The following is a 25,664-nucleotide window of genomic DNA, read 5'->3' as shown; positions in this document are numbered from 1 at the left end:
ACCGCCGAACAGCGAATTTCATCTTCACTTATTCGTGGCATAGCCGACGGCGAACCGTTCCGGCTGCCCACACCCTTGGGCACAAGTCCTGAGGACAGTTGCCCAGCATTCGATCTGGGAAATATGACCATGAGCACCTCCAGTCACCACGAGCTGCGCAATGCGTTTCGCACGCTGCTTGCTACTCCAACATGTCATCACACTGCCTCGGTGTTCGATCCATTGTCGGCGCGTATCGCCGCTGATCTTGGTTTCGAGGTGGGAATTCTCGGTGGCTCGGTCGCGTCCCTTCAGGTTCTAGGCGCGCCTGACATCGCACTGATCAGCCTAAGCGAGTTCGCAGAGCAGGCGACGCGCATCGGCCGAGTCACACGCCTTCCAGTAATTGCCGATGCTGACCATGGCTACGGCAACGCCCTCAACACCATGCGCACGGTTGCAGAACTGGAGCGTGCGGGCGTGTCGGCGCTGACAATCGAAGACACGCTGCTACCTGCCCACTTCGGCCGCAAATCGTATGATCTGATTAGCGTTGAGGAAGGCATCGGCAAGTTGCGCGCAGCCCTGGCTGCGCGTGTGGATAGTGCTCTTGCGATAATCGGACGCACGAATGCCGATGCCCAGACGCAGGAAGAGGTAATTCATCGAACTCGCGCTTATCAAGACGCTGGCGTTGACGCCATATGCTTGGTGGGCGTGAAGGATTTCGATCAACTCGAAATGATCTCCGATGGCTTGCGTATACCTTTGATGCTGGTCACCTATGGCAATCCGGATCTACGAGACGACCGGCGCTTGGCCGAGCTAGGTGTACGTATCATCGTAAATGGCCACGCTGCATTTTTCTCGGCAGTAAAGGCGACCTATGACAGCCTTCGCGAACAACGCGGCATTGCTGTCGACAGCAACCTCACCGCTTCGCAGTTGGTGGCTCGATACACCAACCCAGATAACTACGTGACCTGGGCGCGCGAGTACCTCAACCTCAACGAATAGACTTGTGCCGGCATATACGGCCTTTGCATGCCGCGCAGTTGATCCACCAGCGCCGCACCTCGTGCGGTGCATCGTCGCCCATCTTTCAGCAAAGCCCCCGGTACAGGCCGTCTCGGTCATTGTTCTCCTGACGCTGGTTCTGCTCATCGCTGGATTCCAGCTGACTTTCCCTGCTCAACGGCATCGCCGCGCTGCTAGCCAATCCAGCGGCTGGATTCCGTCATTGCTCCTCAGTTATTGATAACCTGGATTCACTAAAGTTGTGATTTTAAGGCGATCAATCTGTTTGTTTTCACTGCTTATACTCGGCTCGTCGCAGCATCGCGGTCATCCTTCTTAATAAAAACAAGTGGAGCGCAGCATGAAGACTTACAACATCGCAGCCATCCCTGGCGATGGCATCGGCACGGAAGTAATTGCCGCTGGCTTGGAAATCCTCGAAAGCTTGGCCCAGCACTTGGGTGGCTTCAGTTTTAACTTTACGCATTATCCTTGGGACTCTGAGTTCTATATCGAGCACGGCCACTACATTCCCGAAGGTGGGCTGGCCGAAATCCGAAAGGCTGATGCGATCTTCTTCGGCGCCGTCGGTAGCCTAAAGGTTGCTGATCATGTTTCGCTTTGGGGGCTCCGTCTGCCCATCTGCCAAGGCTTCGATCAGTACGCCAATGTGCGTCCGGCGCGCGTGCTACCTGGTGTAAAGAGCCCGCTTAGCAATGGCCAGGCTATTGATTGGGTAATCGTGCGCGAGAACTCGGAGGGCGAGTACTCCGGCAGTGGCGGCCGGGTTCACCAGGGCCTGCCGATCGAGGTTGCCACTGAGGTTTCCACTTTCACCCGCGTAGGGGTCGAGCGCATCCATCGCTTTGCCTTTGAACTGGCGCGCAGTCGTCCCGCAAAGCATCTGACTCTCGTGACCAAGTCGAATGCCCAGCGTCACGGAATGGTGCTCTGGGACGAGGTATTCGCTGAAGTGGCGAAGGACTATCCGGATGTGCATACCAACCGCGAACTAGTGGATGCGGTAACTACCACAATGGTGCTGAAGCCTGAAAAGCTTGACGTCATCGTGGCCACAAACCTTCATGCCGACATCCTCTCGGATCTGGCCGCAGCCCTTTCTGGCAGCCTGGGGATAGCGCCAACGGCCAATCTCAACCCCGACCGAACCTTCCCGTCGATGTTCGAGCCCATCCACGGCTCGGCCTTCGATATCACTGGAAAGGGCATTGCCAACCCCATCGCGACTTTCTGGACTGCGGTGATGATGCTCGAGTATCTCGGTGAGAAGGAGGCCGGTGAGCACCTGATGCGCGCCATCGAAAAGGTTACTGCCAGTGGCCTGCATACCCCCGACCTGGGTGGTACTGCCACGACTCGACAGGTGACCGATGCAGTTCTAGCGGCAATAGCACGCTAATACCGCGTCCAAACGCGGCCCTTCGCCGCGCGCGAAAGTTGCCTGAAGTACTCGCTGCTCTGCTTGGCGCTTAGATGCGCCAGGCATCCATTACAAAAATAAACATATGGAGCCTCCTAACGAGGAGGGAACCGAATGAGCCCTATCGAAATAACCCTGTTCCTACTGCTTTTCGCAACCGTCATGTTCGTCTGGGAGCGAATTCCCTTAGCGCTAACCGCCATCATTGTCTGCTTGGCGCTAGTGTTGACCGGTGTGCTTGATGCGAAATCAGCGTTCAATGGTTTCATCAACACTAACGTGATTCTATTTGTCGGCATGTTTATTGTCGGTGGCGCCTTGTTTGAAACAGGAATGGCGAACCGTATCGGAGGCTTAGTTACACGTTTTGCCAAGACCGAACGGCAGCTGATCGTTGCGATCATGGTTATTGTCGGCATGCTCTCGGGCGTCCTTTCAAACACTGGCACTGCGGCCATTTTGATTCCAGTTGTCATCGGCATTGCGGCGAAATCTGGATTTTCCCGCTCGCGGCTGCTGATGCCGCTAGTGTTCGCAGCGGCGATGGGCGGCAATCTGTCGTTGATCGGCGCACCAGGTAACTTGATCGCACAGAGTGCCCTTCAAAAAGTTGGCCTGGAGTTCAGTTTCTTTGAATACGCCAAAGTCGGTTTGCCCCTCCTGGCCGGCGGCATTATCTACTTCGCCTTTTTTGGTTATCGTCTGCTGCCTGCTGGTTCGTCCAAAGCAATCGCTGGCGAAACAGAGGTTAGTCATGATTTCAGCTCGGTACCAAAATGGAAGCAAATCACCTCGCTGGTCGTGATGATTGCAGCAATACTTGGCATGGTGTTTGAAAGTGCTATAGGCGTACCGCTGCATATTACCGCCTGCGTCGGCGCGGCGTTTCTGGTGCTGGTGGGGGTGTTGACCGAAAAGCAGGCGTACCGGGCTATTGATACTCAGACGATCTTCATCTTCGGCGGCACGCTGGCCTTGGCCAGTGCTCTGGAGCAGACCGGTGCTGGCGCGGCAGTAGCCTCGACTATCATGAACTTGCTCGGCACGGAGCCGTCGCCAGTTCTGTTGCTGGTGGTGATCTTCTTTATTTCCTGCGCTCTCACTAATTTCATGTCCAACACGGCCACCACCGCGCTGCTTGTGCCGATCGGAATGTCTATCGCTGCCAATTTAGGCGCTGACCCACGCGCCGTGCTGATGGCCATTGTCATCGGCGGATCGTGCGCCTATGCCACGCCGATCGGCATGCCGGCGAATCTCATGGTTCTGTCAGCTGGGGGTTACAAGTTCGCTGATTACGTGAAGTGCGGTCTGCCATTGATCTTCGTGGCTGGGGCTATCGCGATTCCTCTGTTACTTCTGTTCTTTCCCTTCTTCCCTTCGTAAGCCGACTTTTGCCGCGCTCGTATTAACCAAGCAATGTACGGAAGCTTTAGACAGCATGGATGCTCGCTGGTCGGAGACTGATATGAAAATCGTCGTTGCCCCTGACTCGTTCAAAGATAGCCTGAGTGCAGCAGAGGTCGCTGATGCAATTCAGGCAGGCTTGGAGGAGGTATTTCCCAAGGCACAGATAATCAAGTGTCCGATGGCCGATGGCGGCGAAGGTACCCTGGATGCCGTTCTCGCTTCGGTCGACGGCGAGCGGTGCAACAGTCTGGTAACCGGGCCTCTCGGCGACATCGTAGACGCGAGCTGGGCCTGGCTTCCGGAGTCGCATACCGCGGTCATCGAAATGGCCGAGGCGAGCGGTCTGCAGCTTGTACCGACTGCAAAGCGCAATGCCGCCCGGAGCAGCAGTCGCGGTACCGGCGAGCTGATTCTGGAGGCCCTGGATATCGGTGCGCGAAACATCGTGCTCACCCTGGGTGGTAGCGCCACCAACGATGCTGGTGTCGGCATGTTGGAGGCACTCGGCGCACGGTTTCTGAACTCTGATCTATCGCCGCTGCCGCCAGGTGGGAAGGCCTTGGCAGCGTTAAGCAAAATCGATCTGAGCGGTTTGGACCCCCGCCTGGCTGAGGTGACTTTCCAGGCGATGGTCGACGTTGACAACCCGCTATGCGGTCCCTTCGGCGCTTCGCATACCTACGGACTGCAGAAAGGTGCAACTCAAACGGAGTTAGCCGCGCTGGACGCCGCTCTTGCTCACTTTGCTGATTGTTGCCAAGCGCTGCTCGGTAAGGACGAGCGTGATTATCCGGGCTCCGGCGCAGCAGGTGGCCTAGGTTTCGCAGCGCGCACGTTTCTCCAAGCTAGATTTCGTCCTGGTATCGAGATGGTGGCAGATCTGGTTCAACTAGCACGGCACATTGAGGATGCGGATTTAGTTATCACCGGAGAGGGCTGCTGTGACGCGCAGTCCCTGCGTGGGAAGACGCCCTTTGGGGTGGCGCGGATTGCGCGCCAATATCATGTTCCAGTTTTCGTTCTCGCCGGCACGCTGGGTGAGAGGTACGCCGATCTCTACTCACACGGTATCGATGCCGCTTTTTCAATTGCCTCCGGTCCTATGACCCTCGATGAAGCCTGTCAGCAAGCTCCGGTGCTTTTACAAGCGTTAGCGCGAGACATTGGCAGAGTGTTTCGGTTAACCATAGAACTGCACAAATAAAGCTTACGTTATTCAATGCTCGCTTCTGGCCGTAAGCGGAAGCGGTGCTATCTGCCCCTAAGAGGTGTGTTCAAGCTCGTCGTTTGAGCTTTAGCGAATTTCCCTAGCTCACTTTTCTAAACTGACGAGTCACCGTCGCGCGAGCCCATACAGTGGCGGGCCTGAAAGTAAAGCTCGCACTTGATTTGGGTTGTCACCAACGGTCATTGAAGCGAAATGCCTTTATACCAGCGGGCTGGGCGATCCTATTGATAAGTTCCGGCCCATCATTCCGGACGTTCCCGACGTTCTGACCCACCGGATGCCACTCGAATTCCTCTACGCATAAACCATGCGCCAGTGCGAGCTCCTCAGCCTTGAGCGGCAAAAGCTCCTGCTGCATCCAGAGCGCAGCGTACTCTGGCGATAGAACCAGAGGACGCCGATCGTGAATATCGAGCATGCCGGCAGCGCTAGATGACGTAATGACAACAAAGCCGTCGCCGTCTCGGGGTTCCAGCGAGGCGCCTCGCTGAAACCGCCCGAGCGCAGCGAAAAACATCGGCTCGCCGCTACGGAGCGTGATGTAGTAGGGCTGCTTGATCTTCGGGTTGGCCGCGTCCTTCTTCCACTCGTACCAACCATCAGCGGGCACTATTGCGCGGCCGGTTTGCCAGATATCGCGAAAGAACTTGCTAGTCGCGGCCGTTTCCACCCTGGCATTTATCGCTGGTGGTCGCTTCCCCTGTGCCCACAATGGGGCGTAACCCCACTTGACCGGCTCCATGCGCAGGCCATCATCGTCCTGGTGCAGGAGCTGAACCAGTGATTGCGGACACACGTTGTAGCGTCCGATTGGCTCAGGATTCACGCTGCCACGCAATGGCAAGGGCAGCTGCATCGCGATCTTGTCCAGGTACTCATAGGCGATTCGGTACTGAGCGAAACGTCCACACATGGGTGCCCCCGCACATCTGGTTCAATTGACCGGACTCTAGCTTCAGAATACTGTGTATGCATACAGTTATGAGGTCTGTGCCATGCCCGTCCATATGTTGGGACCTGCTGCTCCCGCCACAATTGCACTGCCGTTTTTCAGTTTCTGCGTGCCCGCCGGATTCCCGAGCCCAGCGCAGGACCACATGGAGGGGAGCATCTCGCTCGACGAGCTGATGAACATCCGAGCTCCGCATACCTACCTGGCGCGCGCAGACGGGGAGAGCATGATCCAGGTCGGCATTTTCGACCGAGACATTCTGATCATCGACCGGGGACGGGAGGCAGAAAAAGGGGAGGTGATCATCGCAGCGCTGAATAACGAGCCTCTGGTCAAGATTTTCGACCGAGCCGGCAGCCAGGTCATTCTGCGCTCGGCTAATCCGAAGTTCCCGCCGCGGTACCTCCTCGAAAGCGAAGAACTCTACGTATGGGGCGTGGTGTCATACAGCATCCGAATCCATGGCAAGTACTGAGCGGGCCATCGCCCTCATTGATTGCAACTCGTTCTACGCCAGCTGCGAGCGTGTCTTTCGACCAGACTTGCGCCGTACGCCTATCGTCGTGCTTTCGAACAATGACGGCTGCGTGATCGCGCGCTCGGCCGAGGCAAAGCAGCTCGGTATCAAAATGGGCGTGCCGTATTTTCAGATCCGGCGCGACCTGGAGCGTTGGGGCGTTGTGGTGTTTTCCAGCAATTACGCGCTGTACGGCGACATGAGCGAGCGCGTCATGACGGTCATCGAGAGCCTGGTGCCTGCGGTTGAGGTGTACTCAATCGACGAGTCGTTTGCCGACCTTACCGGTGTGCCAGACGTCGAAGTGCTCGGCAGGCGGATCCGCGCTGAGGTACTGCGCAGCACAGGTATCCCGGTCGGGGTGGGCATTGGGGGGACCAAGACGCTCGCCAAGTTGGCGAACCATTCAGCGAAGCGCTGGCAGAAGCAGACGGGTGGGGTAGTGGACCTTCTCGACCCGGTGCGGCGCGACAAGGTGCTGCGCGTGACTGACGTCGGCGATGTATGGGGTGTCGGTCGCCGGATGACCGAGCACCTGAACAGGTTGGGCATACGTACTGCTTGGGATCTAGCTAGCGCGGATGCCTGGACCCTGCGCAAAAAATTCAGCGTGGTCATCGAGAAAACCGCACGCGAACTGCGCGGGACGCCGTGCCTCGATCTGGAGGAGGTCGCGTCACCCAAACAGGAGATCTGCTGCTCGCGGATGTTCGGCAAGCGCCTGCGCGAGCTTGAGCCAATCAAGGACGCAGTGGCGGCATATGCCGCTCGGGCCAGCGAGAAGCTGAGGGCACAGCAGTCCATGTGCAAGCGCGTCCGAATCAGCATCCGTACCGGCATGTTTAATCCCGACGAGCCCAAGTTCGCGAAAGGCGTCGTGTGTGAGCTGCCGTATCCCACCAACGACACCCGCTACATCATCCGGGCGGCGATCGCTGGGTTGGAACACATCTATCGCGATGGCTTTTCGTTCAGCAAGGCAGAGGTCCTGCTGATGGACCTCTGCCAGCGCGGCGAGTACACCGACGATCTATTCGCCCAAACCCAGCCCGCCGCGTCGGAGCGCGTTATGGGCGTGCTCGATGCAATCAACGCCAAGTGGGGCCGCAATACCCTCCGGCCCGGCCGCGTAACCACCGCGCCGGACTGGGGCATGCGACGGGAGATGATGAGCCAAAGTTTCACGACCAGGCTGGATCAGTTGTGGGTGGTGCGGTGCAACTAGGCGAGTGCATGCGAGGACCGATGAATTCCAGGTACTGGTTGTAGTGCGATCGCTTGCATCCGTTGACCGCTGAAAGCGTAAAGAAAAAGCCAGGCAGTGCCTGGCTCTTGTGTTGGTCGGATAGCTTACTGAAGCCAACCCTCTACCTTTTCGGCGCCGTGCTTTTCTTTCCAAGCTTTCAAAATCTTATGATTGCCACCCTTCGTCTCTACCACCTCTCCAGTTTCTGGGTTTTTGTAAACCTTAACTTGGCGCTGCCGACGAGGCGCTTGAGACGTCGGGGTGGCGCTGATGCTGGTGCGGCTGGGCTGCGGATCCAATATTGAAATAATTTCGCGCAGGCCTACGTCATATTGCCCCATCAAATTGCGGAGTTTTTCCTCGAACTCGATTTCGCGCTTGAGTTTGTCGTCATTCTTAAGAGCATCAAGCTGCTTGAGCTGGGCTGCGAGCTGGGCTTCTAGAGCTTTGAATTCGGCGAGTTTGGACATGGGTAACCTTCGGAGAACGAAACTGCTTTGTGTGTCTCAGTCTACCGCTTGGGCACGGAGGGAGAAAACTAAGGACCGACCGATTTCGTGAGTAATTCAGTCATCGAGAAGGCTGGTACAGGGATGGCGCTGCGGAGTGTTTGTCAGCCAGAGAGGTGCGTACTTCCTGACATATGAAGTGGTGGGTTAGCAAAATGGGAGGTGACCAAGCGGCGGCCGTTGCATAGAAACGTCGCGCATCCCGTAGAGGAAGCGGACGTGAGCAGGCTTCTTCTGCTTTAGCAGAGGTAGCCATGCATAGCATCGAAATTGGAGCTAGCCATTTACCTGCGGCAAATGAAGAAAGCTGCCTTTTTTGACAACAATGGCAGCCGCTTCGCGAAGGCAGTTGATCATTTTGGTCTTATTGCTCGGTCTCGCTCCACATTCGTTTCGCTTACCTGCAAACGCCCAAAATGCTCAACTGCCCCATACTTGAAGGTTTCAAGTATGGGGCGCGGGGGCATACTTGAAGGAACGCTTCGCTGCTTCAAGTATGCCCCCGCAATTTTGTTGTCAAATCATAGCCGCCAGGCGTTGCCTGGCCGAAATGGCGATTGTGCACAGACGTGAGCTGCGCCATTCGCGGGCGCTGCCGCCCCGGCCTCAATCATAAGCCCGATCACTGCGGCACACTTGTCTTACGACCGCCATGTCACATGACTCGAGTGCTGCAGTCTCGCCGTGTCACTCGTAGGGCTTGCGGCAGTTAGTGAGTGTCGATGCGCCGGGTGACCGTGCCGTGTGTCTGTCACAGTGGCGTTATGAAGCGGTGTCCGGTCTGATGCCAAAGCGCCCACGCTTCAACTGAAATTTGTGTGGCAGCAGCCGACTGTCACGGAATTCTCGTCGCAGCGGATGCAAGTTCTTCGATGGTGGACTGTGCTCAGCGATAGGGCGTGCCAACCGTCGCCGCAAGCGATGCCCGGAGTTGCGTGAAAATTCGGTTTCTTTCCTGTTGTGTTCAGAACGAAAAAGGCCGCAGATTGGCTGCGGCCTTTTATTCATCCTGTCTCATAATCATCTCCAGGCGATGATTGTTTTGAACGCTACGCGCTAGCAAGGCTTTTGCTTAGTTCTCCTTCCTCGCTTTCCGCGTCCGGCTTGGTTTGCGAGCAGCTTTTTAAAATGCTCCCAGCGGATCTGCTCGGTCTGTGCGTTGTATGTCAGTCCCCGTTCCATCTGCTCCAGTAATCTCAGACTCAGTGGCTGCTCCAGGTAATGGTCTGCTGTGACTTCTGGTGCACCACCCTCATGGCCGAGCAGATAGGCGATCGTGGATGGAGATATGCCTGACCGTTCCAGCCGAACGGCAAACGAGCGACGGAGACTTTTAAAATTGAGCCCGCCATTAACCGCCGGCGGACAGTGCTGACCGATGTATCCTGTACCCGTGCACGGCCCGCAGAAAAACCGACTTGGGTCGCGGGAGTATAGGTGCTTTGGATCGAAGCTCAGCTCGTTGAAAAGCAGAGCGTCATTGCCATCGGCCTGGCGCCGTTCTTCTACGAAATTTAGAAAGCCCATCTCCACTAGCTTCGAGCAGATTGGAATCTGCCGAGCCGACGGCCCCGTCTTCAACGACTTGTTGTAGCCATTATCGTTGATATCGATAAGGTCTACGCCGTGGACATCCTGGATCACATCATGCACACGTAGCTGGCAGAGCTCGTTAAGCCGCGCGCCGGTATAGAGCCCAAGCGGGAGCAACCAAAACCGATAGGGCTTGGCGTCCTGGTTGATTTTCGGCAGGTCGCCTGCGAGATACTTTCTGTAGGGCCAGCCTGAGAACATCTGATTCAGATTGCTATCCAGAAATGGCTTGGTGATTTCGGCGTGTTTTGTATTGCAGGTCGCGACTTTGATCGCCTCGGTAATCAGCTTGCTCTCAAGTGCTTCGTCTAGCATTCGATTGAACAACTGATAGTAGGTCGTGAGGTTTGCGCCTTTGCTACCCGACGCAGCGTTCTGCTTGAGTAACGACGGTAGCTGATCCTTCAGACGCTGTACGTCGGCCCGATCAAGCTCAGCAACTCGGCGGGTAGGATTATCTTGCGTCAGAGCGATTTTTAGTTTCTCCATCCGCGCTCGAAGCATGTGCTCGGATTTCCCTGCGTAATTGTTTTCTCGCAGAAAGCGGGACAGCGTTATGTCCATGAACTCGGTAAGCAAAGGAGAAGACTGAAAGCGGTTTATCGCATCCGTAATCGCTGAAATGTTTGCCAACGCGATTCGCAAGTGTTCTTCATGGCCGGGTTCGACGATAAGACTCAGGCCTTTGTAAAAAGGAATGGAGAGGGGGGCAGTTACATTCATATATACCTCACAGTGGGTGAGGCTTGAGATTATTACTGGATGGATAAACAGTCAAGATAATCTATTAGGATTTACCATGCGATAGTTTTTATTGACAACTTGTCAATAATCGCAAGATGAGCAAAAGGTAAGAGCGAGCCCCTACCTTTTATTAGCTGAATATTATGCGTACGTTTTCCAGTGTCGCTTAGCAACCCGCACGCTGGGGAAGGGGGTGCCAACCGGGCGACCGACATTGAAAACGCCCTGGCGTTCTCGTAACTCTTGATAGTGCCGGTAATGGATGTGTCCCAGCCCTAGCCCGAAATCGAGCTTGTCGAGCTCGTCTTTGAGCACGTCAGACGGATAGCAGTCGCCGTACCCACCGGTGGTACTTTTATCCGAGTGGCCTACAAGCGCTTTGGCTTTCGCCAGGTCAAGGTTCTGTCTGCGAAATTGATTGATAAAGGTGTGGCGCAGACCGTGGTACGTCAGGCCGTCATCTCCCAGGCCGCAAAGCCCAAGGTAACCCCGGCTAATCTGGCTTGAGCCGAGAAACCAACGGCTCGCAACATGCCCGGGAGAAAGGTCGCCGTATACCCGAATATTGTCGAAAAGCGGAGCCTTGCCGTCTCGCTCGACAGCTTCCAGGCGTGCTTGATGAAACTCCAGGAAGCCCGACTCGATAAGCTGCCGGTGAATCGGCACCAACCTTTCCGAATCGGACGTCTTCAGCTGTTTCGACCCGCTTCGATTGATGCTGATGAGCCAGACGCCGAGTTCTTGCCGAATGTCTTCGAGCCGTAGCTGGCACAGCTCACTTAGCCTTGCGCCTGTAAAAAGGCCAAGCAGCGGCAGCCAAAACTTGTAGTCATCCAAGCGCCAGCGCGGCGGCGTGGTCAGTGTGTAGGCCGGACCGTGAAGAAGTTTCTCGATCTGGCTTGGGCTATACGTGCGCTTCCTCGGCGCCTCGGCTCCTTTGGTGCTGAATGCCAATCCGGCCGCGATATTTTCGGTGATGTAACCCTGATCATGAGCGTAGGTGACAAGGGCCCTTGCCAGCTCAAAAAACTTTTTCGCAGTGCGAGGGTTGATTGGCTCGAACTTACCGTCGCTAATGATCTTACTTAGCGGCTGGTTACGCGTGGCACGGAGGCGATGCCGGTTCTTCGGATAGCTACGCAGATGATCGCGTAGCGTGTTGAATTCAGCGCGAGTCAGCGTCTCGACTTGCCGGTGCCCGCCAAGCAGCTCGCACAGGCCTTCCAGGCGGGCCTTTGCGGTAATGCGAGTCCGCGGGTTAGCCCAGGCGCCTTCACGAATTTGCCGTTCTTCGTATTCCTTTACCAAAGCTGCGAGGCTCAACCCTGCGTTTGAACCACGCGCCGGCGAGACAATGCGATCGTTGACGGAGGGTTGCGTAAAGAGGGTTTCAAGCTTGGCTTTCTGCGCGTCGGGCAGAACGCTCCCGAGCGCATTCAGCAACGCGAGCGTGCCTGGATCCTGTGGCGGTGCCACAGCATCTGTCGGCGAGTTCAGCTCCGGAATCGTCTGCATAGGCTCGGCGGTTGCAGCAGAACCCAACATCCGCCGAACCAGGTCACCGATTTCCTGCATGGCTTGGGCGTAAGGATCTTGGTGATCGTCTTCCTGAAAGTAACGCAACAGCACCTTATCAACCTTCTGCAGCGTATACGTCAGCATGAGGACCGCAATGATGATGGAGCTAGTGAGCAGCTCAACCCGAAAGCTTTTCTTTTCTCTCAGATGCGCTTTCATGCACAGCGGATCGAGTTCGATAAGCATCACATAAAGCCCCGATCCCTCCTGCACCAAGAGCGCTCGATCAATGATGCGGAGCTTCAGATGCATCGCGTTGGCTTGCTGAAGATGAAAATGCAAAGCTTGCCGAGATTGCGGTAGTGCTGGGGGGATGTGCATGAGATTCCGACCCTGGTCTGGGCGGGCATGGCACAGGTATTCATAAAGCGTCATCGCTGCAAATGCAGGAGATTCTTTCGAATAGCGCCCTGGGGAGGGTGGGACAGTCTCAAGCACATCAAGGGCCGCATAAATGTAACGGGCAGCGTCGCTGGCGACGTTCTGGTTGCTGGTTCCGAGGGGCCAGTCAAAGCGTACGAACCCGACCCCAAGCGCTTTTACCAATGCGGGTGTTGGCGTGAGGGCGAAAAAGATTTCGCCGCCTGGCTCATGGCTATAAAGCACCACACGCTCGGCACTCTCTTTCATCATGCGAGCGTGGGCGACCGAGAGGTCTTGGTTCGCGAGCTTCATTGGCGACGGGCGTACTTTCCAAACTCGGTCGGCGAATTTGAGTGCTTCCGCTACCGCCAAGTGAAACCTTTGGAGGTCAGCCAGCAGGCGGTCAGAAAAGAGCTCGACATAGTGCTCGGTTGCCTTGGCAAGGAACTGCTCGAAAGAAGCATTCAGGTACTTAGCGAGATCGCGGGCCAGGGCTTCGTCGTGGCTGAGCGACCACCGGATTTGCGCAGGCAGTTTCGGGTTGGCCGCGAAATGCTTAGGGAATGTGAGGTAGTACTGGAAGCCAGTGTTGGCTTGATAGACCAGGTGGGGGACACCCGTTTTGCTTTGGCGCTTGGACATGATGGCATACCTTTTGGATTCACAGACGGACTGTGAGTAATCCAATGCCATCAAATCTGGGCTGAAACCCGCGTTCTAGACGGGTTTCAGTGTTGAATTGGTGGAGCCGGGGGGATTTGAACCCCCGTCCGCCAGCTCTCCGCTATCGGTTCTACATGCTTAGCCAGATCTACTGAGTTAACTCCGCGCCGCCCGATTGGCAGGGTGCTTGGAGCGAGCTGTATGAGTTTTAGCCGTTACGTCTACAGCGAACTTGGCGGCGATCCTGTTCTATCTGACGGTCATTTCGGGTTTACAGGCATCCCCTAGTGACCGCTGGCGCCGAAGCGACCAGATGAAGGTTAGGCGGCTAGCGCGTACCCTTCGTAGTTGTCGTCGTTGGCAACTATAGGTTTGCAACAGTTTATTTACGAGTTCTGTTACCAACTCGGCATGCCCCTCAAGTTTCGTTACCGGCGTCGAATCCTAATCGGCCCCTGGTGTCGCTTGTGGTGCTGGGCGCGACTATACGGCGAAGCGTTTACCGTGTCGATCACTTTTTAGCCATGCTGGTTACAAAATGTACAGTGATGGGGTGGCGGGCCGGCGTTCGCCGATCCCACCACCGATGGCTCAGTTGCCGGCGCCTGAACCCGAGCCGCTGGAGCCGCCGCTACCGGAGCTGCCGGGGCCTTTGAGTTCCTGCAGGGCCTTGGTGGAGTGAGCGATGCAACCCTCGGTGTCGCCCGCTTGCTGGGCCTGCTTGGCCTGCATGACATGTTCCTCGACCTGGCTCTTGGCCGGTTCGCCGAGTGTGGTGCTCTGGGTGGCCATGTTGTCTTCGATCTCCTGAAGATTGGTCTGGCACAGGTCCTGAGCGGCGAAGACGGCGGGGCTGGCGAGCAGTACGGCGGATGCGAGCAGTGCGTGAATTTTCATGGTGGGTCCTCCAGTCTTGTGGACTTCCCGGGCCTGCCTGAAAACTGCGGAAACGGCGGCGCCGAGTCGAATCGAACCCGTCAGGGGCTCTGAAATTCCGACTGCGATTGCGCTTGAGCGTTCATCGAAATGCCACAAACGAAACGGCCCCGGCATTGCGCACGGGGCCGTTTCGTCATTCAGACGGGCGTGGCTGCCTTGGGCCGAGTTACGCGGTCGACCAGATAGACCAGGCCGTGATAGTCGATCTCGCCATGACGCGACAGGCCGATCTCGCAGGTGCGGCTGGTGGAGATGCCTTCCTCGCAGATCTGCACGGCGTTCTTCAGGCTGCGCAGTGCGTGCTCGTTCAGCTCCGGCGTGGTGAAGCCCTTGTCCCCGGCGAAGCCGCAGCAGTGGATGCCTTCGGGCACCACGACTTCCCTGGCGCAGCGCCGGGCTATATCGATCAGAGACTGCGCCTCACCCAGGTGCTGGGTGCTGCAGGTGACGTGCACGGCGATCGGCTTATCCTGCGGGACGAAGTCCAGCCGGTCGAGCAGGTGCGTGCGGATGAAGCGCACCGGGTCGTACAGGTCGAGACGCTGATCGGTCAGGCCCTGAACCAGGCGCAGGGTGCAGGGGCTGGTGTCGCAGTAGATCGGGTCCAGCCCGCCGCGACTGGCCTTGAGCAGCGCATCGAGCATCTCCTGGCGCTTGCGTTCGCCTTGTTCGGCATAGCCCTTGGAGGCGAACGGCTGGCCGCAGCACAGGTCGTTCAGCTCATCGGGGAAGACCACCAGGTAGCCGGCCTTCTCCAGCAGGCTGCGGGTCTTGTCGAGCAGCGGCTCCTGTTCCTGATCGCGCGCCGCCGGGCCCATGGCGCGGGAGACGCAGGCGGCGAGATAGACCACGCGCGGGCGCTCGTCGCCCGTAGGCGGCTTAGGCAGGTGCAGGCGTTGCAGGGGCTGCGGTGTTGCGGGCGTCCACTGCGGCACGCGCCCTTTGCTGGCATTGGTCATGGTCGCCGACAGCTTGGCCAGATTCTTAGTGCCCATGATCAGGTGCGCGCCGTTGGCCACATGCAGCATGAAGCGGGTGCCCTGCACGGCGGTGGCGAAGTGCTCGGCCAGCCAGTTGGCGGTGCCGGTTCGGTTCGCCTCACGGCCGCGCAGCTTGCGCACCAGGTCGCCAGTGTTGATGCCCACCGGGCAGCGCTGGGCGCAGAGACCGGTGGCGGCGCAGGTTTCCACGCCATGGTAGTGGTAGAGGCGCTCGATTTCCGTGGTGTCGACGCCGGCGCGCTTGCGGGCCTGGATGTCGCGCCAGATGACGATGCGCTGGCGCGGCGTCAGGGTCAGTCCGTTGGAGGGGCAGACCGGCTCGCAGAAACCGCACTCGATGCACTTGTCGACGATTTCGTCGGCGGCCGGCATCGGTTTGAGGTTCTTCAGGTGGATGTCCGGGTCTTCGGAGAGCACTACGTCCGGGTTGAGGATGCCGGTGGGGTCGAGCAGACGCTTGATCTTCCACATCAGCGCGTAGGCTTCACTGCCCCATTCCAACTCGACGAAGGGCGCCATGTTGCGCCCGGTGCCGTGCTCGGCCTTGAGCGCGCCGCCGAATTCGACGGCAACCAGCTGCGCCACTTCGCCCATGAAGGCTTCGTAGCGGGCGACCTGTGCCGGGTCATCGAAGCCCTGGGTGAAGACGAAGTGCAGGTTGCCCTCCAGCGCGTGGCCGAAGAGGATCGCCTCGTCGTAGCGGTGCTTGTCGAGCAGCTCGATCAGCCGATTGACGCCCTCGGCCAGGCGCTCGACGGGGAACGTCACGTCTTCGATGATCACCGTGGTGCCGGTCTGGCGCACCGCGCCGACTGCCGGGAAGGTGTCCTTGCGGATCTTCCACAGCTGGTTGTAGACCACCGGGTCTTCGCTGAAGTCGACCTGCTTCTCCACCGGGAAATGCGCGATGGAGGTCATGATCAGGTTGATCTGCTCGTGCAGCAGCGACTGACTGGCTGCGCGGGATTCGATCAAGAGTGCGCAGGCGGTCGGCGACAGCTCTTTTACCCACTCGGGCATGCCGGCCTTGTGCTCGACCGAGCGCAGACTGCGGCGGTCGAGCAGCTCCACCGCCGACACCGGTTGCTGCTTGAGCACCGGCACGGCCAGGCAGCAGTTCTCCACATCGGGGAACACCACCAGCGCGCTGGCCTTGTGCGGATGATCCGGCACGGTGTCGTAGGTCACCGCGCTGATGAAGCCCAGCGTGCCTTCGGAACCGACCATCAGGTGGTTGAGGATGTCCAGCGGCTCGTCGTAGTCGACCAGCGCATTGAGCGAAAAGCCGGTGGTGTTCTTCAGCCGATACTTGTGGCGGATCTTCGCCGCCAGCTCGGCATTGGCGTGGGTCTCGCGACCCAGTTCGGCCAGCTGCTCAAGCAGCGCTGCATGGCTCTGGCGGAACGCGGCGACGCTGGCCGTATCCTCGCTGTCGACCACGGTGCCGTCGGCCAGCACCACGCGCAGGCCGGCAAGGGTCTTGTAGCTGTTCTGCGCGGTGCCGCAGCACATGCCGCTGGAATTGTTGGCGACGATGCCGCCGATCTTCGCCGCGTTGATCGAGGCCGGATCGGGGCCGATCTTGCGCTGGAAGGGTGCCAGCACGGCGTTGGCGTTGGCGCCGATTACGCCCGGTTGCAAGCGGATCTGCTCGCCGCCGTTGCGTATCTCGCGGCCGTTCCAGTTGTCGCCGAGGACGATCAACACCGAGTCGCTGATCGCCTGGCCGGAGAGGCTGGTGCCGGCGGCGCGGAAGGTCACCGGGACGTTGTCCGCGTGAGCCTGTTTGAGCAGGGCAATCACTTCGGCTTCGGATTCGACGCGCACCACCAGTTTGGGAATCAGCCGGTAGAAGCTGGCGTCAGTGCCGAAGGCGAGGGTGGAAACCGGGTCGTCGAAGCGGCGCTCGGCGGGGATCAGGCGTTCGACTTCACGGAGGAACGCGGCCGGCAGCGGCGCACGTTCGAGCTGGGCGGCCGCGTTCATGCGTCCTCCAGGATCAACACGATCAGATCCTTCGGGCCATGGGCGCCGTAGGCCAGCACCTGTTCGATGTCGGCGGTTTTCGACGGGCCGGAAACCAGCAGCGCATTGGTCGGCATGCCGGCGGCCCACTGGAACTTCTGCTGGATCTCGTAGAAGTTGTCGTGGATTTCGCTGGCCTTGAGGATGGCGAAGTGCACCGGCGGCACCAGACTCATCAGGCGCGGCTCCTCGCGGGTCGGCCACATGATCAGGCTGCCGGTGGAGGCGATGGCGCCGAGGGTGCCGGTGAGGCTGGCCGGGGTGTCGTTGAACAGCTCGTCCTTCCATTCTTCGATCGGGCGGTCGTAAGCCTTGAGCGTCGGCAGGCCGTCACGACCGGCGCAATGCTCGGCGAAACGTGCGCCGTAGGGCGTGGTCGGGGCGATCAGCAGGCTCGGCAGCTCGCGGTCGTGCAGCAGCTGTTCGAGCAGGGTGGGCCACGCGGCGTCGGTGGTCAGATGGATCTCGGTGTGCACTGCTTCCATCAGCTGGCGCAGGCGGGCGATACGCTGCTCCGGCGCGTAGCTCCACGGCTGGGTGACCAGCGACTCGTCGTAGTCATCGACGATAGGCGTGGTGCCTTCCAGGCTCTTCTTCAGCTTGGCGAGAATGTTGGCTTTGGCGCTCATGTCAGGCTCCCGGAAACGGCACGTTGGTGGAAAAAAGCTGCGCTTGTTTTCCACCCTACGGAGCCCGCAGGCCGGCGTAGGGTGGACAACGGCGCAGCCTTGTCCACGCGGGTGTTGAGGCGGCAGCGGTCGAGGCTCATCGCTTGCCCTCCAGGTGTGCCTTGGCCAGCTCGTGCAGCGAGCGGGCGGCCGGTTTCGGTGCGCTGTGGTTCTGCGTCCAGGGGCCGATGTTCGATGGCGTCAGCGCGCGCAGGCGGGTGGCGAAGAAGCCGAACAGGCGGTAGAGCATCGGGCTGGTATTGAGCAGGCGCCAGCCGGCCCAGATCAGCCGTTCCTGCCTGGAGTATTTGCTGCCCTGGCCGCGCATGACTTTGTGCGGATCGTCCGGCGCCTTGACGTTCTCCTCGCGCAGGCGCCGCAGGATGGACGGAATCGGAATCTTCACCGGGCAGACTTCGCCGCAGGCGCCACACAGCGACGAGGCGCTGGGGTGGTCCGGCACCTTGTCCAGGCCGACCATGTGCGGCGTGATGATCTTGCCGATCGGCCCGGGATAGACCTCGCCGTAGGTGTGGCCGCCGACGCGGGTGTACACCGGGCAGTGGTTCATGCAGGCGCCGCAACGGATGCAGTTGAGCGTCTGGCGCAGCTCGCTGTCGGCGAAGGCCTGGCTGCGGCCGTTGTCCAGCAGGATCAGGTGCACTTCCTGCGGGCCATCCAGCTCATGGGCCTTGCGCGGGCCGGAGATCATGTTGACGTAGGTAGTGATGGGCTGGCCCAGCGCGGAGCGGGTCAGCAAGGAGAGCAGCGGGACCACATCACGCAGATTCTCCACCACCTTCTCGATGCCGGTGACGGCGATGTGCACCGGCGGCACGGTGGTGCTCATGCGGCCGTTGCCTTCGTTCTCCACCAGCAGCAGGGTGCCGGTTTCGGCTACCGCGAAGTTCACGCCGGAGACGCCGATATCGGCCTCGAAGAACTTCTGCCGCAGGGTGCGGCGGCCGATCTGAATGAGTTGGTCGACGTCCTTGGTGTATTCCACGCCAAGTTTCTCGTGGAACAAGGACGCGACCTGGCCGGCGTTCTTGTGGATGGCCGGCATGATGATATGGGAAGGCTTCTCGTGGTCGAGCTGGACGATGTACTCGCCCATGTCCGATTCCAGGCATTCGATGCCATGGCCGTCGAGGAAATGGTTCATCTCCATCTCTTCGCTGACCATCGATTTGCCCTTGATCACTTGTCGCGCCTCGTGAGCACGGGCGATCTCGAGGACGATGTTGTTCGCCTCGTCCACCGTCTCCGCCCAGTGCACGTGCACACCGTTGCGGGTCAGGTTGGTTTCCAGCCGCTCGAGCAGTTCGGGCAGCTTGGACAGTGCGCGGGCGCGGATATGGTTGCCCATCTCGCGCAGCCGCTCGCGTTCGTCGGCATCGCTGAACGCCGCGGCGCGCTTGGTCATCAGCGAGTCCATCGCGGTGCGGAAGTTGCGCCGCAGCTGCTCGTCCTTCAGCGACTTGCGGGCACGGGCGCGGAAATCCGGGTCGCCGGCGTTCTCGATCTGTATCGCGGGAATACGTTGTTCGGCGTTCATCGGGCACCTCCGGTGCGTTGCCAGAGGAAGGTCGCCAGATGCTGACCGCGCAGGGCTTCACGCTGTTTCTCCAGCGAACCGTTGATGTTCATCAGGCAGCCACAGTCGGCGCTGACTACCTGATGCGCGCCGGATTCCTTCAGTGCGCGGGTCTTGTCCAGCACCATGGCGCCGGAGATGTCGGGCATGCGTACGCTGAAGGTACCGCCGAAGCCGCAGCATTCGCTTTCGTGGTCGTGCTCGACACGCTCGACCTGGCCCAGCTGGGCGAGCAGGGCGCGGCCGTGCAGGTGGGTGTTCATCTCGCGACGGGCCGAGCAGGAGGTGTGCAGGGCGACCTTGGTCGGTGTGCCGGCGTCCTTGAACTCGACCTGGCAGACGTTGAGCAGGAACTCGGCCAGCTCGAAGGTGCGCTCGGCCAGTGCCTGTGCCTTCTTGAGCGTTTCCGGCTCGTCCTTGAACAGCTCCAGATAATGGTGGCGCAGCATGCCGGCGCAGGAGCCGGAGGGCACCACCACCGGCCAGTCGTTAGCGAACAGCGCCAGCTGCGCGCGCGCGACCTTACGCGCTTCGTCGGTATAGCCGGTGGTGTAGGCCGGCTGGCCGCAGCAGGTCTGGCCCTGCGGGTAGTGCACGGTCAGTCCTTCGCGTTCGAGCAGACGGATGGCATCCAGGCCAGCCTCGGGATAGAACAGATCCACCACACAGGTACCGAACAGGTAAACCTGGCTCGGCTTGGCTGGGTACTCGCGTGGCTTGGGCGGCGGCGGCGCGACGCGGGTGGCGTTCGGCGCGGCGTTGTAGAAGAGTTCGCTCATCGGCTTGGTCTCCGGGTGGGCCCGGTTATCCGCAAACTGCGGGATGTTGGAAACGCTCTTGCCCCGCGTAAGGCGGGGCAAGACTTCACGGTTGAATCACACTCCGACCAGCGGGTCGGTCACGCCGATCACGTAGATCGCAATCAGCGTCAGCAGGCCCGAGACCAGAACGTAGTACAGCGTCGGCCATACCGTCTTGCGAAGCGTAGTTCCTTCGCGACCGAGCAGTCCCACTGTAGCGGAGGCAGCGACGACGTTGTGGATCGCCACCATGTTGCCCGCCGCAGCGCCTACCGCCTGAGCGGCGACGATCAGTGCGCCGGAGATGCCGAGGTTCTGCGCGACGCCAAACTGGAACTGGCTGAGCATCATGTTGCTGACGGTATTGGAGCCGGCGATGAAGGCGCCCAGAGCACCGATGCTTGGCGCCAGCAGCGGATAGACCGAGCCCACGCTATCGGCCACGTAGCGCGCCATGGTGATCGGCATGCTCGCCAGTTCTGCGGTGTTGACGCCGGAGTTGATCAGGATGCGCACCATCGGCACGGTGAACAGCAGGACGAAGCCGGCGCCGACCAGCACCTTGCTCGATTCGCCAACGGCGGCGGCCAGCTCGCGAACCTTCATGCCGTGCAGGAAGAAGGTGGCGAGAACCACGGCGACCAAGATGCCGCCCGGCAGGTACAGCGGCATGAAGTCGGCCTTGATGCCGGCCTCGCCGAGGATATCCGGGAACACCAGCACGATGGACTTCATGAAGGCGCCGACTTCCGGAATGGTGCGGCTGATCACCAGCAGCGCGCCGACCAGCACGTAAGGCAGCCAGGCGCGGAAGGTGCTCATCGGCTTGGCGGTCAGGTCCTCGAGCTTCATCTCGATGCTACCGAGCCACTCGCTCGGCCAGTCTTTGGCATCAGCGAAATCCCAGGACTTCTTCGGCACCAGGAATCCGACGCGCGCGGCGCTGGTGACGATGGCCAGGCCGATCAAGCCGCCCAGCAGGGAGGGGAACTCCGGTCCGAGAAAGAGGCCGGTGGCGACGTAGGGCAAGGTGAAGGCCAGGCCGCCGAAGATGGCGAACGGCAGTACCTCGAAGCCGGCCTTCCAGCTTTTTTCTTTGCCGAAGAAGCGGGTCAGCATCAGCACCATGATCAGCGGCATGATGGTGCCGGTCAGCGCGTGGAGAATCGCCACTTCACTGGTGATCAGTTGCAGGAACGCTGCCCAGCTGGAGCCTTGGGCAGTCAGTTGGGTGCCGAGCGTAGCGGTGTCCAGACCACCGTTGATGCCGATGATGATCGGCGTGCCGACGGCGCCGAAGGAAACCGGCGTCGATTGCACCAGCATGCCGAGGATGACCGCAGCCAGGGCTGGGAAACCGATGGCGACCAGCAGCGGTGCGGCGATGGCAGCCGGCGTACCGAAGCCGGAGGCGCCTTCGATGAAGCAGCCGAACAGCCAGGCGATGATGATGGCCTGGATGCGGCGATCAGGGCTGATAGTGGTAAAACCAGCGCGGATGGCGGTGATGCCGCCGGAGTGCTTGAGCGTATTGAGCAGCAGGATCGCGCCGAAGATGATCCACAGAACGCCCGCGGTGATCACCAGACCTTGTACGGTCGAGGCGAGTACGCGGTTGAAGCTCATGTCCCAGATATACAGTGCAATACCCGCAGTGAGCAGGTACACCAGCGGCATGGCGCGCTTGGCCGGCCAGCGCAGGCCGATCAGCAGGACGGCGGCAAGCAGAATGGGGGAGAAGGCGAAGAACGCGAGAAGACCGTTTGACATGGATTCAGACTCCCGCCGTCACGAGGCGCTGGAGGGGGCCGGCAAGCGGCAATTGGCGGATTCGATACGGCGTCATTGGAGTGCACCTCTTCTTGTTGGGATGCGCGATGTAAAGTGGTAATACCAATTTACAGTTGCGAGATGCCAGCGTAAGAGCTCGCGCGCGAGTGCGTCAATTCGCCAACTTTAGACATTGGTAGTACGCGGCAATGTTGCGGGGCCTTTCCGTGATCGTTAGGCTGAGACGATTCTTAAAGTGGTCAAACCAATCGAGAGCGAGCCGCGATGGAAGTTGGAGTGGTGCGCCAGCGGCGGCTGGCTGATGACATCGTTGCGCAACTGGAAACGATGATTCTGGAGGGCACGCTCAAGGCTGGTGAGCGGCTGCCCGCCGAACGTGCGCTGGCCGAGCAGTTCGGCGTGTCGCGGCCCTCGCTGCGCGAGGCGATTCAGAAGCTGGCGGCCAAGGGGCTGCTGATCAGTCGCCACGGCGGCGGGAACTTCGTTGCCGAGTCGTTGGGCTCAACCTTCAGCGATCCGTTGCTGCATCTACTGGAAAACAATCGTGATGCTCAGCGGGACCTGCTGGAGTTTCGTCACACGCTGGAAGGCAGTTGCGCCTACTACGCAGCCTTGCGCGCTACCGAGGTGGATCAGCAGCGTCTGACCGAAGCGTTTATGGCTCTGCAGGACTGCTATGACCGCGAGGGCACGGTGACCCGGGCCGAAGAGGGGGCTGCCGACGCGCAGTTTCATCTGGCCATTGCCGAAGCCAGCCACAACGCCGTGCTGTTGCATACGATTCGCGGCCTGTTCGATCTGCTCAAGCGCAATGTGGTGACCAACATCGGCGGCATGTACGCCTTACGGGATGAAACCCGGGACATGCTGTTGCGTCAGCATCGTGAGCTGTACGAGGCGATCATGGCCCGGCGCGCCAGCGAGGCGCGTGAAGTGATTCATCGGCACATCAACTATGTGCAGGAGGTGCTTGCGGAGGGGCAGCAGGAAGCCCAGCGCCTGGCGCGCGCGCAGCGTCGACACGGTGATCGGAGCGTGATCGGTCACAAGGCTTGAATGTTCGGCGCGCCTTCTGGGCGCGCGACGGGGGCTTCGACCGGGGAGAGGCTCAGTCGTCCTTGCCCTTGGTGCGCATCGCTCGCTGGATCTCGCGATCGGAGTCGCGCTCCTTCTCGGTGTGGCGCTTGTCGAATTCCTTCTTGCCCTTGGCGAGGGCGATTTCGCACTTGATCATGTGCTTCTTCCAGTACAGCGACAGCGCCACGCAGGCGTAGCCCTTCTGCTGTACCGCACCGAACAGCTTGCCCAGCTCGCGCTTGTTCAGCAGCAGCTTGCGGGTGCGGGTCGGATCGGCAATCACGTGGGTGCTGGCGCTGGTCAGCGGCGTTATATGCGCGCCCATCAGCCAGGCCTCGCCGTCCTTGAGCAGCACGTAGCTGTCGACCAGCTGCGCCTTGCCGGCGCGCATGCTTTTCACTTCCCAGCCAGCCAGAACGAGGCCGGCCTCGAACTTCTGCTCGATGAAGTAATCGTGTAGCGCCTTCTTGTTCAGCGCGATGGTCCCGGGGGACTGTTTCTTCTGTTTGGCCATAGGGCGCGCATTATAGGCAGTCGCATCGCGGCTGGCGACAAGCAGCGGCGGCGTTGCGGCAGGAAACTTGAGGGGCGCGTGCTTATCCCTGACAATGTATCGGTTTTTTGCGCGCGCCGTGGTGCGGGGGAGTCCGGCTTTCCTGTGTGACGGTCCGGCGGGTCGCGCTTCTGGCGCATGAAGAAGTAGAAGGTCTGCATGACGACGCATATTCAACGATCGGCGCTGTTGCCGTACCCGGCAGGCGCGCTGTTCGACATGGTCAACGACGTGGCCAGCTATCCGCAATTCCTGCCCTGGTGCTCGGCGACCGAGGTGCTGGCCAGCAGCGCCACGCAGATGCATGCCAGCATGACCGTGGCCAAGGCGGGCCTCAGCCAGAAGTTCATGACGCGCAATGAGTTGCAGGCCGGCAAGCGCATCGAGATGACGCTGGAGGAAGGGCCGTTCAGTCATCTACACGGCATCTGGGAATTCAAGGCGCTCGGCGAGAAAGCCTGCAAAATAAGCCTCGATCTGACCTTCGACTATGCCGGTCCGCTGGTGAAGGCGACGCTGGGCCCGCTGTTCAATCAGGCGGCCAATACCTTGGTCGATGCGTTCTGCGAGCGAGCTAAACAACTATATGGATAAGCCGGTAGTCGCGATCGAGGTGGTTTACGCCCTGGCCGACAAGCAGAAACTGCTGCGCCTGACCGTGCCGGCCGGAACCACCGTCCGCGACGCGGCGCTGGGGTCAGGAATGGAGGCGTTCTTTCCGGGCCTGGATTTGGCGAATGCACCGCTGGGTATATTCGGTAAAGCCGTGGCCAAGCCGGATGAGCGAGTGCTGGAGGATGGTGAGCGGGTGGAAATCTATCGGCCATTGATTGCTGATCCGAAAGAGGTGCGCAAGCAGCGCGCCGCTCGTGCGGCGAAGAGCAAAAGCGACGACGCCGAGACCGAAATGAAGGAATAAAAAAGCCCGGTATGAACCGGGCTTTTTTTATCACTCGACGTCGAGAGGCTCGGGAATCGGCACCGGCACCGGCTCGGCGGCATCGACTTCGCGCTGGATCTGTTCCAGCAGCGAGCCCGGCGCGGGTTTCTCCTGCGTCTGTTGCGGCTTGTTGTCGCGCTCGGCAGGAGTCTGGGTGGTGGTCGACGAGGTGCCCAGAATGGCTTCGTCGCGGCTGACGCCCGGCATGAAGTCGCCGGCCAGGCCGACCAGTTGGTCGCTGCCGTCGAACACCAGGCTTACGCGCTCCTGCTGCCGGACGCTGCCGCCGGGCTGGATGCTGTACAGATAGTCCCAGCGATTGGCGTGGAAGGTGTCGGTGATCAGCGGGTTGCCCATGATGAAGCGCACCTGCTTGCGGGTCATCCCGGGGCGCAACTGGTCTATCATGTCCTGCGTGACGACATTGCCCTGTTGAATATCGACCTTGTAAACCCCGGGAAAAGAACAACCGGCGATTGCGAACAAGCCCACGAGCGTGAGGCTGGTCAGCATGAGCTTGGTGTTTTGCATCGGTGGGTGACTTCCACTATCTTGGCTGGGCAACGAAACCCGGATCATACCTGCATTGAAGGAGGCTGCGAAACAGCAGCAGCGAGAAAGCCACCCATGGTTGAAAATAACGAACTACGAAAAGTTGGTCTGAAAGTCACCCTGCCTCGGGTCAAGATCCTGCAGATGCTGGATACCGCGGATCAGCGGCACATGAGTGCGGAAGATGTCTACAAGGCGCTCATGGAGGCGGGTGAAGACGTCGGATTGGCGACGGTCTATCGCGTGCTGACGCAGTTCGAGGCCGCGGGGCTGGTGGTTCGCCACAACTTCGATGGCGGGCACGCCGTATTCGAATTGGCCGATAGCGGTCACCACGACCATATGGTCTGCGTCGACAGTGGCGAGGTCATCGAATTCTTCGATCAGGAAATTGAGAAGCTGCAGAAAGAGATCGTCAAGCGTCATGGTTATGAGCTGGTCGATCATAATCTGGTGCTCTACGTACGTAAGAAGGGCTGAA

Annotated in this window: 22 protein-coding genes and 1 other RNA gene; 10 read left to right on the top strand and 13 right to left on the bottom strand. The window is 59.7% G+C overall.

Annotated features, from left to right (window positions below; genetic code table 11):
• Positions 1-129 precede the first annotated feature (129 nt).
• The 4 genes from NAV27_RS17020 (at position 130) to NAV27_RS17005 (ending at position 5,051) form a co-directional block, all read left to right on the top strand.
• On the top strand, positions 130-996 hold the full coding sequence (locus NAV27_RS17020) for an isocitrate lyase/PEP mutase family protein (protein ID WP_102829518.1): 867 nt from the start codon (positions 130-132) through the stop codon (positions 994-996).
• Between the two features lie 361 nt (positions 997-1,357).
• Positions 1,358-2,416, top strand: a complete 1,059-nt coding sequence (locus NAV27_RS17015) for a tartrate dehydrogenase (RefSeq protein WP_102829519.1) — start codon at positions 1,358-1,360, stop codon at positions 2,414-2,416.
• Positions 2,417-2,551: 135 nt separating this feature from the next.
• Positions 2,552-3,823: an SLC13 family permease gene (locus NAV27_RS17010; protein WP_102829520.1), complete on the top strand. Its 1,272-nt coding sequence runs from the start codon at positions 2,552-2,554 to the stop codon at positions 3,821-3,823.
• A gap of 82 nt (positions 3,824-3,905) precedes the next feature.
• Positions 3,906-5,051, top strand: a complete 1,146-nt coding sequence (locus NAV27_RS17005; RefSeq protein WP_102829521.1) for a glycerate kinase — start codon at positions 3,906-3,908, stop codon at positions 5,049-5,051.
• 193 nt (positions 5,052-5,244) lie between these two features.
• Here the strand turns inward: NAV27_RS17005 and NAV27_RS17000 are convergent, their stop codons facing one another.
• Positions 5,245-5,988 (bottom strand): SOS response-associated peptidase family protein, encoded by a 744-nt coding sequence (locus tag NAV27_RS17000; protein ID WP_102829522.1) that lies wholly within the window; start codon positions 5,986-5,988, stop codon positions 5,245-5,247.
• Between the two features lie 82 nt (positions 5,989-6,070).
• Here NAV27_RS17000 and NAV27_RS16995 point away from each other — a divergent pair, with 82 nt between their 5' ends.
• Both NAV27_RS16995 and umuC read left to right on the top strand, forming a co-directional pair.
• Positions 6,071-6,502 carry a LexA family protein gene (locus tag NAV27_RS16995; RefSeq protein ID WP_011914412.1) on the top strand — a complete coding sequence of 144 codons (432 nt, stop codon included), beginning with the start codon at positions 6,071-6,073 and terminating at the stop codon, positions 6,500-6,502.
• A complete protein-coding gene (gene umuC / locus NAV27_RS16990) occupies positions 6,489-7,769 on the top strand; it encodes a translesion error-prone DNA polymerase V subunit UmuC (protein ID WP_017243954.1) in 1,281 nt (426 codons plus the stop codon). Before NAV27_RS16995 ends, umuC begins: the two co-directional genes overlap by 14 nt.
• A 125-nt stretch (positions 7,770-7,894) precedes the next feature.
• Here umuC and NAV27_RS16985 read toward each other — a convergent pair whose 3' ends face one another.
• The 10 genes from NAV27_RS16985 to NAV27_RS16940 all read right to left on the bottom strand — a co-directional run bounded on the left by NAV27_RS16985 (position 7,895) and on the right by NAV27_RS16940 (position 22,040).
• Positions 7,895-8,260 carry a histone-like nucleoid-structuring protein, MvaT/MvaU family gene (locus tag NAV27_RS16985; protein ID WP_017243953.1) on the bottom strand — a complete coding sequence of 122 codons (366 nt, stop codon included), beginning with the start codon at positions 8,258-8,260 and terminating at the stop codon, positions 7,895-7,897.
• Positions 8,261-9,355: 1,095 nt separating this feature from the next.
• A complete protein-coding gene (locus tag NAV27_RS16980; protein ID WP_011914403.1) occupies positions 9,356-10,615 on the bottom strand; it encodes a site-specific integrase in 1,260 nt (419 codons plus the stop codon).
• Positions 10,616-10,777: 162 nt separating this feature from the next.
• Complete coding sequence (locus tag NAV27_RS16975; RefSeq protein ID WP_102829523.1) at positions 10,778-13,219, bottom strand: site-specific integrase; 2,442 nt, start codon at positions 13,217-13,219, stop codon at positions 10,778-10,780.
• 98 nt (positions 13,220-13,317) lie between these two features.
• Positions 13,318-13,696, bottom strand: a transfer-messenger RNA (tmRNA) gene (ssrA, locus tag NAV27_RS16970).
• A gap of 135 nt (positions 13,697-13,831) precedes the next feature.
• Complete coding sequence (locus tag NAV27_RS16965) at positions 13,832-14,137, bottom strand: PA2433 domain-containing protein (protein WP_008568977.1); 306 nt, start codon at positions 14,135-14,137, stop codon at positions 13,832-13,834.
• A 179-nt stretch (positions 14,138-14,316) separates the two neighbouring features.
• On the bottom strand, positions 14,317-17,166 hold the full coding sequence (locus NAV27_RS16960) for an FAD-binding and (Fe-S)-binding domain-containing protein (protein WP_102829524.1): 2,850 nt from the start codon (positions 17,164-17,166) through the stop codon (positions 14,317-14,319).
• Positions 17,163-17,834, bottom strand: a complete 672-nt coding sequence (locus NAV27_RS16955) for a LutC/YkgG family protein (protein WP_102829525.1) — start codon at positions 17,832-17,834, stop codon at positions 17,163-17,165. Before NAV27_RS16955 ends, NAV27_RS16960 begins: the two co-directional genes overlap by 4 nt.
• 136 nt (positions 17,835-17,970) lie before the next feature.
• Positions 17,971-19,431 (bottom strand): LutB/LldF family L-lactate oxidation iron-sulfur protein, encoded by a 1,461-nt coding sequence (locus NAV27_RS16950; protein ID WP_102829526.1) that lies wholly within the window; start codon positions 19,429-19,431, stop codon positions 17,971-17,973.
• Positions 19,428-20,249: a (Fe-S)-binding protein gene (locus tag NAV27_RS16945; RefSeq protein WP_102829527.1), complete on the bottom strand. Its 822-nt coding sequence runs from the start codon at positions 20,247-20,249 to the stop codon at positions 19,428-19,430. Before NAV27_RS16945 ends, NAV27_RS16950 begins: the two co-directional genes overlap by 4 nt.
• 96 nt (positions 20,250-20,345) lie before the next feature.
• On the bottom strand, positions 20,346-22,040 hold the full coding sequence (locus NAV27_RS16940; protein WP_102829528.1) for an L-lactate permease: 1,695 nt from the start codon (positions 22,038-22,040) through the stop codon (positions 20,346-20,348).
• A gap of 285 nt (positions 22,041-22,325) precedes the next feature.
• Between NAV27_RS16940 and NAV27_RS16935 the strand changes: the two genes are divergently transcribed.
• The gene (locus NAV27_RS16935; protein ID WP_037020250.1) at positions 22,326-23,117 is read left to right on the top strand and encodes a GntR family transcriptional regulator; all 792 of its coding nucleotides are present in this window, start codon (positions 22,326-22,328) and stop codon (positions 23,115-23,117) included.
• A gap of 52 nt (positions 23,118-23,169) precedes the next feature.
• Here the strand turns inward: NAV27_RS16935 and smpB are convergent, their stop codons facing one another.
• Entirely contained in the window at positions 23,170-23,652 is a 483-nt protein-coding gene (smpB, locus tag NAV27_RS16930; RefSeq protein WP_003293251.1) for an SsrA-binding protein SmpB, read from the bottom strand.
• 198 nt (positions 23,653-23,850) lie between these two features.
• Here smpB and NAV27_RS16925 point away from each other — a divergent pair, with 198 nt between their 5' ends.
• Complete coding sequence (locus tag NAV27_RS16925) at positions 23,851-24,285, top strand: type II toxin-antitoxin system RatA family toxin (protein ID WP_008568970.1); 435 nt, start codon at positions 23,851-23,853, stop codon at positions 24,283-24,285.
• Positions 24,278-24,610 (top strand): RnfH family protein, encoded by a 333-nt coding sequence (locus NAV27_RS16920; protein WP_077681983.1) that lies wholly within the window; start codon positions 24,278-24,280, stop codon positions 24,608-24,610. The genes NAV27_RS16925 and NAV27_RS16920 overlap by 8 nt, the downstream gene beginning before the upstream one ends.
• Before the next feature lie 30 nt (positions 24,611-24,640).
• Here NAV27_RS16920 and NAV27_RS16915 read toward each other — a convergent pair whose 3' ends face one another.
• Entirely contained in the window at positions 24,641-25,162 is a 522-nt protein-coding gene (locus NAV27_RS16915; protein WP_043298172.1) for an outer membrane protein assembly factor BamE, read from the bottom strand.
• Positions 25,163-25,258: 96 nt separating this feature from the next.
• Between NAV27_RS16915 and fur the strand changes: the two genes are divergently transcribed.
• Positions 25,259-25,663 carry a ferric iron uptake transcriptional regulator gene (fur, locus tag NAV27_RS16910; protein WP_054095283.1) on the top strand — a complete coding sequence of 135 codons (405 nt, stop codon included), beginning with the start codon at positions 25,259-25,261 and terminating at the stop codon, positions 25,661-25,663.
• Position 25,664: the final 1 nt, after the last annotated feature.

Source organism: Stutzerimonas degradans, assembly GCF_024448505.1.
Lineage (GTDB): Bacteria > Pseudomonadota > Gammaproteobacteria > Pseudomonadales > Pseudomonadaceae > Stutzerimonas > Stutzerimonas degradans.
The sequence above is the reverse complement of the archived record's forward strand: the minus strand, read 5'-3'. Positions and strand labels throughout refer to the sequence as shown.